This is a genomic window from Microbulbifer aggregans, from assembly GCF_001750105.1.
GTDB lineage: Bacteria > Pseudomonadota > Gammaproteobacteria > Pseudomonadales > Cellvibrionaceae > Microbulbifer > Microbulbifer aggregans.
Genome location: NZ_CP014143.1, coordinates 2,410,158 through 2,422,341, shown reverse-complemented (window position 1 = coordinate 2,422,341; position 12,184 = coordinate 2,410,158). Strand labels below are relative to the sequence as shown.

General features: G+C 58.4%; 10 protein-coding genes and 1 tRNA gene. 4 read left to right on the top strand and 7 right to left on the bottom strand.

What is annotated here, in order from left to right; translation table 11 throughout:
• The first annotated feature begins 29 nt into the window (after positions 1-29).
• Positions 30-1,526 carry a CoA-acylating methylmalonate-semialdehyde dehydrogenase gene (locus tag AUP74_RS10450; RefSeq protein ID WP_145924373.1) on the top strand — a complete coding sequence of 499 codons (1,497 nt, stop codon included), beginning with the start codon at positions 30-32 and terminating at the stop codon, positions 1,524-1,526.
• Positions 1,527-1,632: 106 nt separating this feature from the next.
• Here AUP74_RS10450 and AUP74_RS10445 read toward each other — a convergent pair whose 3' ends face one another.
• The 6 genes from AUP74_RS10445 to AUP74_RS10420 form a co-directional block, all read right to left on the bottom strand.
• Entirely contained in the window at positions 1,633-2,457 is an 825-nt protein-coding gene (locus AUP74_RS10445; protein WP_069947522.1) for an OmpW/AlkL family protein, read from the bottom strand.
• Between the two features lie 525 nt (positions 2,458-2,982).
• A complete protein-coding gene (locus AUP74_RS10440) occupies positions 2,983-3,291 on the bottom strand; it encodes a BolA family protein (RefSeq protein WP_069947521.1) in 309 nt (102 codons plus the stop codon).
• Between the two features lie 76 nt (positions 3,292-3,367).
• Positions 3,368-4,150: a co-chaperone DjlA gene (gene djlA, locus AUP74_RS10435; RefSeq protein WP_069947520.1), complete on the bottom strand. Its 783-nt coding sequence runs from the start codon at positions 4,148-4,150 to the stop codon at positions 3,368-3,370.
• A gap of 180 nt (positions 4,151-4,330) precedes the next feature.
• The gene (locus tag AUP74_RS10430; protein WP_069947519.1) at positions 4,331-5,644 is read right to left on the bottom strand and encodes a sodium ion-translocating decarboxylase subunit beta; all 1,314 of its coding nucleotides are present in this window, start codon (positions 5,642-5,644) and stop codon (positions 4,331-4,333) included.
• A 21-nt stretch (positions 5,645-5,665) separates the two neighbouring features.
• Entirely contained in the window at positions 5,666-7,447 is a 1,782-nt protein-coding gene (oadA, locus tag AUP74_RS10425) for a sodium-extruding oxaloacetate decarboxylase subunit alpha (RefSeq protein ID WP_069947518.1), read from the bottom strand.
• Between the two features lie 65 nt (positions 7,448-7,512).
• Positions 7,513-7,749 (bottom strand): OadG family protein, encoded by a 237-nt coding sequence (locus AUP74_RS10420; RefSeq protein ID WP_069947517.1) that lies wholly within the window; start codon positions 7,747-7,749, stop codon positions 7,513-7,515.
• Between the two features lie 228 nt (positions 7,750-7,977).
• Between AUP74_RS10420 and AUP74_RS10415 the strand changes: the two genes are divergently transcribed.
• The 3 genes from AUP74_RS10415 to AUP74_RS10405 all read left to right on the top strand — a co-directional run bounded on the left by AUP74_RS10415 (position 7,978) and on the right by AUP74_RS10405 (position 11,126).
• Positions 7,978-8,979 (top strand): tRNA dihydrouridine synthase, encoded by a 1,002-nt coding sequence (locus AUP74_RS10415; RefSeq protein WP_069947516.1) that lies wholly within the window; start codon positions 7,978-7,980, stop codon positions 8,977-8,979.
• 103 nt (positions 8,980-9,082) lie between these two features.
• The gene (gene polX, locus AUP74_RS10410) at positions 9,083-10,801 is read left to right on the top strand and encodes a DNA polymerase/3'-5' exonuclease PolX (protein ID WP_069947515.1); all 1,719 of its coding nucleotides are present in this window, start codon (positions 9,083-9,085) and stop codon (positions 10,799-10,801) included.
• Positions 10,802-11,049: 248 nt separating this feature from the next.
• Positions 11,050-11,126: transfer RNA gene (locus AUP74_RS10405), tRNA-Arg, on the top strand.
• Between the two features lie 599 nt (positions 11,127-11,725).
• On the opposite strand, the gene AUP74_RS10400 is transcribed toward AUP74_RS10405, so the two are convergent.
• A complete protein-coding gene (locus AUP74_RS10400; RefSeq protein ID WP_069947514.1) occupies positions 11,726-12,145 on the bottom strand; it encodes a type IV pilin protein in 420 nt (139 codons plus the stop codon).
• Positions 12,146-12,184: the final 39 nt, after the last annotated feature.

Genomic DNA, 12,184 nt, shown 5'->3' with positions numbered 1-12,184 from the left:
TGCCTGCGGAAAACTGGAGGGAGTCAACCATGCAAACCATCGGGCACCTGATCAACGGTGAACTTGTCACAGATGGAGAGCGATTCCAGGAAATCGTCAACCCGTCCACCAATGAGCTTGAGGCGCAAGTTTCCCTGGCCGACCGTGAGACCGTCGAGAAGGCCGTTGCTGCCGCAGCCGACGCCTACCCTGCCTGGCGCTCTGTGCCGCCAATCAAGCGCATGCGCATCATGTTTCGCCTGAAGGACCTGCTGGAAGAGCATGCGGACAAGATCTGCGCACTGCTTACCCGCGAGCATGGCAAGGTATTGAACGACGCCATGGGTGAGCTCCAGCGCGGCATCGAAAACGTCGAATACGTCTGTGCACTGCCCGAACTGCTCAAGGGTGAGCACAGCCGCGATGTGGGTCCCGCTATCGACTCCTGGAGCGAATTCCAGCCTCTGGGTGTCTGCGCGGGAATCACTCCGTTCAATTTCCCGGCCATGGTGCCCCTGTGGATGTGGCCGATGGCCGTGGCCTGCGGCAATACGTTTGTGCTGAAACCCTCCGAGCGCGATCCCAGCGCTGCCCTGTACATCGCGCAGCTGGGTCTGGAGGCCGGGATTCCCCCAGGGGTCCTCAACGTGGTCAACGGCGACAAGGAAGCCGTGGATACCCTGCTTACCGACAGGCGGGTCCAGGCCATTAGCTTCGTGGGATCGACACCGGTTGCTGAATATATCTACACCACCGGCACCGCCTCCGGGAAACGGGTACAGGCCTTTGGCGGTGCCAAGAACCACGCCCTCGTCATGCCCGATGCCGATCTGGATAACGCCGCCAGCGCACTGATGGGCGCCGCTTACGGCTCCTGCGGTGAGCGCTGCATGGCCATCTCGGTGGTGGTTGCTGTGGGCGATGCCACAGCCGATGCGTTGGTCGAAAAACTCAAGGCGCAAATCGCTGGACTGAAAGTGGGTGACGGCCGCGACAACACCAATGACATGGGCCCACTGGTCACCCGCCCCCACCTGGAAAAAGTCACCGGTTACATCGCCAAAGGCGTGGAAGAAGGTGCTGAGCTGGTGATTGATGGCCGGGGATTGAAAGTGAAGGGCTTCGAAAGTGGCAACTACCTGGGTGCCTGCCTGTTCGATAAGGTGAAGCCGGGCATGGTGATTCATTCCGAGGAAATCTTCGGGCCGGTGCTCTGTATCATGCGCGCCGACACCATGCAGGAAGCCATGCAGATTATCGATGACCATGAGTACGGTAACGGCACCTGTATTTTTACCCGTGATGGTGAAGCTGCACGTTACTTTGCGGACAATATCAAGATTGGCATGGTCGGCATCAATGTGCCTCTGCCGGTTCCGGTGGCCTACCACAGCTTTGGCGGCTGGAAACACTCCCTGTTTGGCGACCTGCACGCCTACGGGCCGGACTCGGTGCGCTTCTACACCAAGCGCAAGACCATCACCCAGCGCTGGCCCGCGAGCGACCTCCGCGAAGGGGCCCAGTTTTCATTCCCCAGCAATCGATAGGGGGCGGGCCTTTTGAGAGAGTAAGGGGCAACACCCAAAGCGCTTTCTACAGACATGAAAAAAGGCGCCGAAGCGCCTTTTTCCCCATCCTTGGAAGTGCGGGCAATCAGAACTTGTAGCCCACACCGACAGTCCATACCCAGGGCTCCGGGTCAAACTCGGATCTGACCGAGTTGTAGAAAGTCCGGATTTCCTGCGGGTCATCCTGGGTCAATCCTTCGACCGCGTAGTTGAGCTGGGCATCAAGCTCGGTATCGTCATAGCGCACGGCGGCATTCACCAACCAGTTGCTCTCACGACCAAGGATGATGTCGACACCCACCTGGCCAGTCCAACCCCAGCTATCGTTAATGCTGAAGCGGGCTGGGCCAATGGCATCGGCGTTATCCGCCAGATACTCGTTGATGACCTCGCTGGTGTTGACGCTGTCGAAGTCCGTGTAGACAGCACCGAAGCCAACATAGGGCTGGATCCAGGATTCCTTACAGACCGGGAACCAGTTCACCGTCAGCAACTGGGTGGTTCTGTCGAGATCCTTGTTGTCCAACTTACGACGAAGGATTTCCTCTCCGTCCTCGATAAAGCGGACATCGTGGCTATGGCCAGCCTCACCGTCATACTGGTACTCGATACCGAAGTGATCGATCGGCATGACCATGGCACTGAACTGCCAGGACCACTCGGAATCCAGGTCGTACCGCAACCCGGTGAACTCGGGGAAGATATCCGGGTTCCGCAGGTTAACCGAGGTGTCATCCGGGTCCACATAGGCACCACCCAAGCGGAACACAACAGTGCCTGCTTCATAGATGGGGGCCGGGCCCGAGGGCATCGGTGGCGCGTAACCCGAGGGTCCCGCCAGTGCCTGCTGCGCTCCAACCATGGCGGATACAGCAAGGGCCAGAGGTGTCAGAATGCGCGTCATTTTCATAGGTGATACTCCATTGATATTCGGCAAATTGAACAGCAATTAACCCAATCACCTTCAGCATAGACACGAAAAAAAACAGCTGTAGAAAAAACACCCAACTTCACTGCCCCATCGTGGAACTTTTGCGTAGTAATGGCACCCATTCTTCTTTTTTGGCGCGCCATTTATTTTTTTGTCGTTGTTTTTGTTTATTAATTCAGCTGACAGACAGGAAAAAAAGGCACCTAATTCATTAAAAATCGAGGCTGAGCTGTCAGCCAAGTACCGATTTGCCACCAATATTTTCAACTTGAAGCGCAATTTCCCAAGTCAGATCCACGCGCGCTCGCAGCTAAGAATTGAAGTTGGGCGGGGAGACCTGCCGGAGCGAAGAGGAGAGAAGAGGAGAGAAGAGGAGAGAAGAAACATCGTCTGGACGACGATAGATAAGCCAGCTTTGGCGTCAGACGGGAAACCGTTCAAGGCCAGTTTGCCGCGGGAAGATCGAGCCTCCCCGCGGCAAAGACAAGAAGAAAAGAGAAAGGGTCAGGACTTCTTCTCACCACCCAGGCACTGCGGGCTTTCCGGCGCCTGCCCCTGCCACTCTTCCGGACTGAAGATATGCAAAGCCAGGGCATGAACGGGGCCCGCCATTTCCTCGGCCAGCACGCCATACACTTTTTGATGGCGCTGCACTTTACGCAGCTGATCGAACTGCTCGGAAACCAGCACCACACGAAAGTGCATCTCAGAACCCGCCGGTACATTATGTAGATGGCTCTCACACTGCACATCGATGTGTACCGGAGCAAACTCCGCCACGAGTTTTTCCTCAATCTGTTTTGCAAGGCTCATGCTGCTATCTCACGCTACTTCTTTGATCTGGGAAATGGCCCGGGCGCAGTGCCCGGCTTGATCGGGAAATGCATCGTCACGCGGTCTCGGAGGCTGCAGAGCGCTTGCGCGCAGCTACGATTGTCTCGTAAGCCACGGTCACGCTCTTCATCTGATCCTCTGCATGGCGCAGGAACTCGTCGGGCAGCCCCTTGGAGGCGATCTTGTCCGGGTGGAACTCTGCAGCCTTGCGACGGTAGGCCAGCTTCAGCTCCCGATCACTCACGTCCGGTGCACAGCCCAGCACCGCGTAGTGCTGCTCCAGGCTGACCGCGGAACTGGCGCCACGATTGCCAAACTCGCCGGCCATCGCAGAGAAGATGGATTCATGCAGGCCCAGGTAAGCGGGGATCCGGCGCAGGATCTCCTCCTCCGCACGGTGCAGCTGCCCGTCTGCATGGGCAACGGCGAACAAGAGGCGGTATACGACCTCACGCATCGCCTGGTTGCGCACCAGCTGCCGGTATTGCTTGGCGTAGTCGTAAATGCTGTAGGAGTCGGTTTTGGCGTTCTGGAAGATGCGGATCGCTTCGGCGCGCTCCTCCTCACCGAGGCGCAGGTTGTTCTTGATGAAATCGTCAATCAGATCGACTTCTGCCTTCGACACCTGCCCGTCGGCCTTGGCCATCTTGGCCAGCATGGAGAACAGCGTGACAATAAACACCGCCTGCGCGCCATCTCGATTGAGCTTGGCGGTAGCACCGACATTGCGCAGCCCCGAACCAAACGAACTACCGATCCAGGCGCCGAGCGCCGCGCCGATAGGGCCACCAAACACCATGCCGATACCGGCGCCAATCCCCGCTCCCAACCAGGACATTACCTCTCCTTCGGGCGGCCGCTGGCGCCCCAGTGAACAAAAAACGCGCCCATCATACCACGGCTACGTCAGCCCACTGATACCCGGTCGACCAGCAGGTCAGCGCCCAACAGCTACTGCTGAACGCAGGCAATAAAAAAGCGGGCCGAAGCCCGCTCTTTACACGTTTAGATTGCAGGATCAGCCTGTCATCGCCCGCACCATGGTGATCATCACACCGGCGGCAACGGCAGAGCCGATCACCCCCGCCACGTTGGGGCCCATGGCGTGCATCAACAGGAAGTTGTGCGGATTGGCCTCGAGTCCCAGCTTGTTGGAGACCCGCGCCGCCATCGGCACTGCCGAAACACCAGCAGAGCCAATCAGCGGGTTGACCTTGTGCTTGCTCACAAGGTTCAGGAGCTTGGCCATCAGCACGCCAGCGGCTGTACCGATTGCAAATGCAATTATACCCAGCGCCAGAATGCCCAGCGTCTTGGGGTCCAGAAACTTGTCTGCCGCCAGCTTCGAGCCCACAGACAGCCCGAGGAAGATGGTGGTGATATTGATCAGTGCGTTCTGTGCCGTGTCTGACAGGCGGGAAACCACCCCGCACTCGCGCATCAGGTTACCGAAGCAGAACATACCGAGCAGCGGTGCCGCATCCGGCAGGAACAATGCCACCAGAATCAGTAGCAGCAAGGGAAAGGTGATTTTCTCGCGCTTGGTGACATGGCGCAGCTGCACCATTTCAATACGTCGCTCTTCCGGGGTGGTGAGAGCGCGCATAATCGGCGGCTGAATCAGCGGCACCAGCGCCATATAGGAATAGGCGGCGACGGCAATGGCACCGAGCAGGTCTGGCGCCAGCAGGCTGGAAACATAAATCGCCGTGGGGCCATCCGCACCGCCAATGATACCGATCGCCGCGGCATCGGCGATGGAGAAATCCATGATCCCTGCTGCCGACAGTCCTACCGCCCCAAGGACCGTGGCAAAAATTCCGAACTGGGCCGCGGCGCCGAGAAACAGGGTACGCGGGTTGGCAAGCAGCGGACCGAAATCCGTCATGGCGCCGACGCCCATGAAAATCACCAGCGGTGCAACGCCGGAGGCGATGGCCACGCTATAGAAGTTGTACAGCATGCCGTTGTTGTAGCCGGCATCCTGCGCCAGCACAGCGGCCTGCGTCTGCACGGAGGCCGGGGCATTGCCGAGTGCCTCTTTCATGGCCGTGGTAGAAGCCAGATTTTCCAGCCCCAACAACTGGGCCAACTGCAGCAGCACGCCACTGTCTCCGGCCACAACGGCAGTCTCAGCCGCTGACAGGGCCAGGTGGGCGCCGGGAATATTGGCCAGGATACCGCCGAAGCCGATCGGCACCAGCAGCAGGGGTTCAAAGTTCTTGCGGATGGCCAGGAACAGCAGCCCCAGGCACACCAGAATCATAACGAACTGGCCCGACGCCATTTGATAGGCGCCGGAGGACAGCCAGAGATTTAACAGATTATCCACGAGCGACTCCTTTCAAGGCCTTCACGCGATCGACAGCAGGGCATCGCCCACCGCCACGGAGTCGCCCTCTTTGACCGACACAGTAGTGACGCTGCCGGCACGGGGCGCGCTCACCGCGGTTTCCATTTTCATGGCCTCCAGCACCACGATCGTCTGCCCCTCGGCGACCTGGTCACCAGGCTTGACCAGCACCTTGAATATGTTCCCGGCCAGAGGCGCCGAGACGGGCTCACCGCCACTGGCAGCAGCCGGAGCAGCGCCGGCTGCCGGGGCAGCGGATGCCGCCGCCATATTGGTCACATCACCGCCATCGTTGACGGTTACGCTGTAGGTCTTGCCTTCAACAGTGACGGTATACACCCCCTCGCCCCTGTCATTGGTGACGGCGTGCTCGGCCGCACCCGTGGGGACCGGCTCGAAGGCATCCGGATTATCGCGGTTCTTGAGGAACTTGAGGCCAATCTGCGGAAAGAGCGCATAGGTGAGTACATCGTCGATCTGGCGCTCACCCTCTTCCAGGTCGATATCTTCGGCACCGGCTTTTTCCCGCAATCCTTCGCTGAGTTTATCGAGTTCCGGGGACAGTAAATCGGCCGGGCGACAGGTCACCGGTTGGGCGCCCTCAAGAACACGAGTCTGTAGCTCTTTATTCACCTCTGCGGGCGTAGCACCATACTCGCCCTTCAGTACCGCGGCGGTTTCCTTGGAGATCGACTTGTAGCGCTCGCCAGTAAGGACATTCAATACCGCCTGGGTACCGACGATCTGGGAGGTGGGCGTCACCAGCGGAATGAAGCCGAGGTCCTCGCGCACGCGCGGAATCTCCTCCAGCACCTCGTCGAGGCGATCCGCGGCGCCCTGCTCGCGCAACTGGTTTTCCATATTGGTCAACATGCCGCCGGGAACCTGCGCCACCAGGATGCGAGAGTCGACTCCACGCAGCGAGCCCTCGAACTTCGCATACTTCTTGCGCACCTCGCGGAAATACGCCGCGATTTCCTCCAGCAGGTGAATATCCAGCCCGGTGTCGCGGTCAGTGCCCTCGAGAATGGCCACCAGGGTCTCGGTCGGACTGTGACCGTAGGTCATGGACATGGAGGAAATGGCGGTATCCACATTGTCGATACCGGCCTCGATGCATTTGAGCGCGGTAGCGGTGGAGAGACCGGTCGTGGCGTGACACTGCATGTGGATAGGAATATCCACGGCCTCCTTCAGGCGCGTAACCAGCTCATAGCCCTCGTAGGGGCGCAGCAGTCCGGCCATGTCCTTGATGGCAATAGAGTCCGCGCCCATATCCTCGAGCTGCCGCCCCAGATCCACCCAGAGATCCATGGTGTGGACCGGGCTGACGGTGTAGGAAATGGTCCCCTGGGCATGCTTGCCCTGCTGTTTTACCGCGCGCAGTGCAGTCTGCAGGTTGCGCATATCATTCATGGCGTCGAAGACGCGGAATACGTCAATGCCGTTCTCCGCTGCGCGCTCGACAAATTTTTCCACTACGTCATCCGCGTAGTGACGGTAACCGAGAATATTCTGGCCACGGAACAGCATCTGCTGCGGCGTGTTGGGCATCGCCTTTTTCAGCTCGCGAATACGCTCCCAGGGATCCTCACCCAGATAGCGAATACAGGCATCAAAAGTGGCACCGCCCCAGGACTCGAGGGACCAGAAACCCACCTTGTCGAGCTTTTCCGCGATCGGGAGCATATCGTCCAGTCGCATGCGGGTTGCCAGAAGTGACTGATGTGCGTCGCGCAAGACCACATCGGTAATTCCCAATGGTTTTTTTACCTCGGTCATGGGTCATCTCTCTCGGTAATTATTCTGAAAGGCTGCGTTGCTTACGGTTGCCCGTCGGAAGTTCTTTATTTATTTCGTTTGCGATGCTGATCAATAGCCGCTTTGGCGATAGCGCGCAGGCGCGCTTCGTCACCCAGCCCACTGGGGCGTGCGGAGGGAACGGGTTCCGTCTCTGGGAAATTGCGAACTATGATGCGGGACATGATGCCGGTGCCGATGACCAGCAGGAGCAGAAAAGAAAAAACAACACCCATACCGAAAAGCGTGATGTCCAATCCCTGTTGTAGTAGCGTCTCTTGCACTATTTTCCCCTATATCCGCAAAAGCGGCCGCTATTATCGTTACAACAACCTTTTAAAATCAAACACTTATTAGTTTCAGGCGCAACGATAAACGACCATTACAAATAGAATTATTACCGCCGAAACCAATTTCAAATCCGATGATGAAGGATATTACGGCGGAGCCACGGCAAGTGTTAAAATAGACGCCTGAAAAGCTTTATCCCGCAATTGCCATCCCGAACTCTTATGACCCGTGAGACACAAAATCCGCCACCCCGCATCTACCAGGCACCCATGGAGGGCGTCATCGACCACCATGTGCGGGCACTACTGTCCGGCATTGGCGGCATCGATATCTGTGTCACCGAGTTTGTGCGGGTCACCCATACCCGCTTACCGCGACGCGTCTTCAACAGACTCTGCCCGGAACTCGAGAATGGCGCAGTGACACCCTCTGGCACCCCGGTTCGGCTGCAGCTGCTGGGCGGAAACCCGGAATCGATGGCGGAAAATGCCGCCCGTGCAGTGGCTGCGGGGGCCAAGGCCATCGACCTCAACTTCGGCTGCCCGGCCAAATCCGTCAACAACAGCGATGGCGGCGCCTGCCTGCTGCAGAGCCCACACCGGGTTGAAGCCATTGTCGGGGCCGTACGCGGGGCCGTGCCGGACACCATTCCTGTCACCGCCAAGATCCGCCTCGGCTACCAGGATCGCTGCAGCTACATGGACAATGCCCGTGCGGCTGAGCACGGCGGCGCCAGTGAACTCGCCGTGCACGCCCGCTCCAAGGTGGATGGCTATCGCCCCCCAGCCTACTGGGAGTATGTCGGTGAGATCCGCGAGGCATTGTCGATCCCCGTCATTGCCAATGGGGACATCTGGACTGTGGAGGACTTCCGGCGCTGCAGGGAGGTCACCGGCTGTGAAGCCTTCATGTTCGGTCGCAGCCTGCTCGCACGCCCCGACCTGCCTCTGCAGATCAGGGCATTCTGTGCCGGCGAAGCTTACACCCCCATGCCGTGGCAGCAGGTCGTTTCAGTGCTTTGGAATTACTACTGCACCACCCGCGAGGAGTATCCGGCAAAGTACCTGGGTAATCGCATCAAGCAGTGGCTCGCTTACCTGAAAATCGGTTACCCCGAAGCGCAGCTCTTCTTCGAGGAGATCAAGCGCCACCGGGAGGCAGAGCCGATTGAGGCCGCATTCGCGCGACAGACGTCTGCAGAGGCAGCCACCGTCGCAGCCTGAGCAACAGCCTAAACACAACCGCCCTCCCTCCCGAATCAGGTCGAGGCCGCCTTCTATACTGCACCGGCAATAAAACTCACTCCCGAAGAACGAGCTGCCTGCCATGCCGATGCACAACAGCGAAATCGCCGATCGCTTCGATCGGCTGGCCGACCTCCTGGAGATCGAGGGCGCCAATCCCTTCCGGGTACGCGCCTATCGCAATGCCGCGCGTACCATTCGTGGCTACCCCCGCAGCATGGCTGACCTGCTCGCCGATGATGTCGACCTTACCGAGCTACCGGATATCGGCGACGACCTCGCCAAAAAAATCCAAATATTGGTGACCAGTGGTGAGCTCCCTCTGCTGGAGGAAGTGGAAGCGCGCACGCCACCGGCCCTCAGCGAGCTGATGAAAATACAGGGACTGGGTGCGAAACGGGTCAAAGCACTGCATGAGGCCCTGGGCATCGACAGTCTCGAGGAACTGCGGGAAGCGGTAGAAAATGGCAAGGTGCAAGAAGTGGAGGGCTTCGGGGAAAAAAGCGAAGAAAAGATCCGCCGGCGCCTGAAAAAATTCTCCGGCAATGAGCAACGCACCAAACTGATCGAAGCCGAACAGATCTCCACGCCGCTGGTGGAATATCTAGAAAAAGCCAGAGGCGTAAAAGATATCGTCATCGCCGGCAGCTACCGGCGACGCAAGGAAACCGTCGGCGACCTGGACATCCTGGTCACTGCCAAAGCCGACAACAACGTGATGGAGCATTTCACCGGATACGATGAGGTCGCAGAGGTCGACTCCCAGGGCGAGACCCGCTCCACGGTGTATTTGCGATCCGGGATGCAGGTTGATCTGCGCCTGGTCCCGCAGGTCTGCTTCGGTTCTGCACAGCATTACTTTACCGGTTCCAAGGATCACAATATCGCCGTGCGCAAGCTGGGCATGGAACGGGGCTACAAGATCAATGAATACGGTGTGTTTGAGGGGGACAAGCGCATCGCTGGCCAGACAGAAAGCTCGGTCTATAAAGCCGTTGGCCTCCCCCTGATCGCCCCGGAATTGCGGGAAAATCATGGAGAGCTGGACGCCGCTCGGGACGGCCGGTTACCAGACCTGGTCACCCTGAAAGACCTGCGCGGTAATCTGCACACTCATACCAATGCTACCGACGGCCACGATACCCTGAGAGCCATGGCCAAAGCGGCCATGGAATTTGGCCTTGAGTACCTGGCCATCACCGACCATTCCAAACACCTCACGGTGGCCCACGGCCTGAATGAAAAGCGCCTGCGCAGGCAGCTGGAGGTAATCGACAAGCTGAACGATGAGTTCAGCGAGTTGCGGCTACTGAAATCCATAGAGGTCGATATCCTCGAGGACGGCAAACTGGACCTTCCCGACAGCGTACTCGCGGAGCTGGATTTCGTACTCTGCGCCGTACACCACAAATTCGATCTGACTCAGGAGAAACAGACCCGGCGCATCCTCCGTGCTATGGACAGCCCCCACTGCCATATCCTGGCCCACCCGAGCGGGCGCCTGATCAACCGGCGGGAGGCCTACGACATTGACCTGAAAATGATTCTGGAAGCCGCCGCCGAGCGGGGGTGTGCCGTTGAGCTCAATGCACAGCCGGAAAGGCTGGACCTCACTGACGAGGGCTGCCGCATGGCCCGCGACCTGGGCGTAAAGGTCTCGATTGCCGCCGATGCCCACAGCACCCGGGGCTTCGACTACCTGCGCTTCGGTGTAGACCAGGCCCGGCGCGGATGGCTGGAGCCGAGGGATGTCCTCAACACCCTGCCGCTAAAGGAGCTACTCCGTTTCTTCCGACGCTGAGCGCTCCGACGCGCTCCAAGGCCGCCCGGTGAGGCCCATCACGGGAAAAGCGACTATTTTAAAAATAGGGCTTGCAAAGCGCCGAAACCCACGGCAGAATGCGCGCCCTATCGAGGTCGAAGGCCCTCTCCGAGGAAGGCAGGAAAGCCCGGTAACTTGCGGATTTTTAAGGACTTTTTTCTCAAAGAGACTTAAAAAAAGAGTTGACTCCAGCAGGACAACTCACTATAGTTCGCAACCACAACGACGCGCTCGTAGCTCAGCTGGATAGAGTACCTGGCTACGAACCAGGCGGTCGGAGGTTCGAATCCTCCCGAGCGCGCCATACAAAGAAAGGCCCCTTCCGAAAGGATGGGGCCTTTTTTGTATAGCAAGGTCGGGCGGTGAACGAACCTCCCCAGGTTCGATCAACTCGCACCAGCGAGTTGAGACCGAGCGGCCCGCCGCGAGCCCGCAGGGGCGAAACACGCCAAGGCGTGTTTCGAGTCCATCCTCCCCCCACCGACACCACATCACCCCAGCAAAAGCATCCGAAAGGATGGGGCCTTTTTTGTATGACAAGGTAGGGCGGTGAACGAACCTCCTCAGGTTCGATCAACTAGCACCAGCAAAGTGAGACCAAGCCATCCCAAAGGGGCGGAACATGCCTGGCATGTTTCGAATCCATCCGCGCCAACACCACCATCACCAAATTGCCACCAGAACATCACTCGCGAGCAAAAAGGAATCTTCTGGATGATGAGAACCAGAGTGTGACCTGTCCAGTGCTCGTCGCTGCCTCACCAACAGAAACAGCAACGAGAAAAAAAGAGAAGCCACAAAGAGGACCCCGCCAGCTACGGCTCAGAGATAACTCATTAACCGGTTCAGAGTCTCAGCGGCCAGAGCATGGAAGACTCCGGGGGGACAGAGGGCGCGCAGAGATCAGTCCCAGCAGCCAGCTGGCGTCTTCGTGCCAGCAGGATAGACATACTGGATGGGATCGCAGTCAGTATCAGCAGCCTGGCTGCCAGTGGGGTCCGCGGTGATGGTGTAACCATTGCCACTGGCTGCAGTCACGGAGATATTGTAGAAGCCCTTCTCGCTAGCTGTACTGAAGTTCAAACTACTGCTAGCAGCATCTGTGCCGCAACTCTCCGCCCCGGCCAGCGTGCCGGCATAAAATCGACAGTTAGCGCGTAACTTCTCCTGTTCGAGCTGTAACCGCAACAGGGCGGCGGTAGCATCAGAGCGACGGGATTTCCTGACTGAATCCTGATAAGACGGAACCGCAATAGCAGCCAATATGGCCACAATTGCTACTGCGATCATTAGTTCAATCAGAGTGAAACCTTTACTATTCATTACCCAGCCCACGGCTACATTCTATTTTGAGCAAAGCTA

What these genes read in the sequence shown, in the direction of transcription:
- AUP74_RS10450 (WP_145924373.1), top strand. Translation starts at nt 30, where the DNA reads ATGCAAACCATCGGGCACCTGATCAACGGTGAACTTGTCACAGATGGA.
- AUP74_RS10445 (WP_069947522.1), bottom strand. Translation starts at nt 2,457, where the DNA reads ATGAAAATGACGCGCATTCTGACACCTCTGGCCCTTGCTGTATCCGCC.
- AUP74_RS10440 (WP_069947521.1), bottom strand. Translation starts at nt 3,291, where the DNA reads ATGAGCCTTGCAAAACAGATTGAGGAAAAACTCGTGGCGGAGTTTGCT.
- djlA (WP_069947520.1), bottom strand. Translation starts at nt 4,150, where the DNA reads ATGTCCTGGTTGGGAGCGGGGATTGGCGCCGGTATCGGCATGGTGTTT.
- oadA (WP_069947518.1), bottom strand. Translation starts at nt 7,447, where the DNA reads ATGACCGAGGTAAAAAAACCATTGGGAATTACCGATGTGGTCTTGCGC.
- AUP74_RS10415 (WP_069947516.1), top strand. Translation starts at nt 7,978, where the DNA reads ATGACCCGTGAGACACAAAATCCGCCACCCCGCATCTACCAGGCACCC.
- polX (WP_069947515.1), top strand. Translation starts at nt 9,083, where the DNA reads ATGCCGATGCACAACAGCGAAATCGCCGATCGCTTCGATCGGCTGGCC.
- AUP74_RS10400 (WP_069947514.1), bottom strand. Translation starts at nt 12,145, where the DNA reads ATGAATAGTAAAGGTTTCACTCTGATTGAACTAATGATCGCAGTAGCA.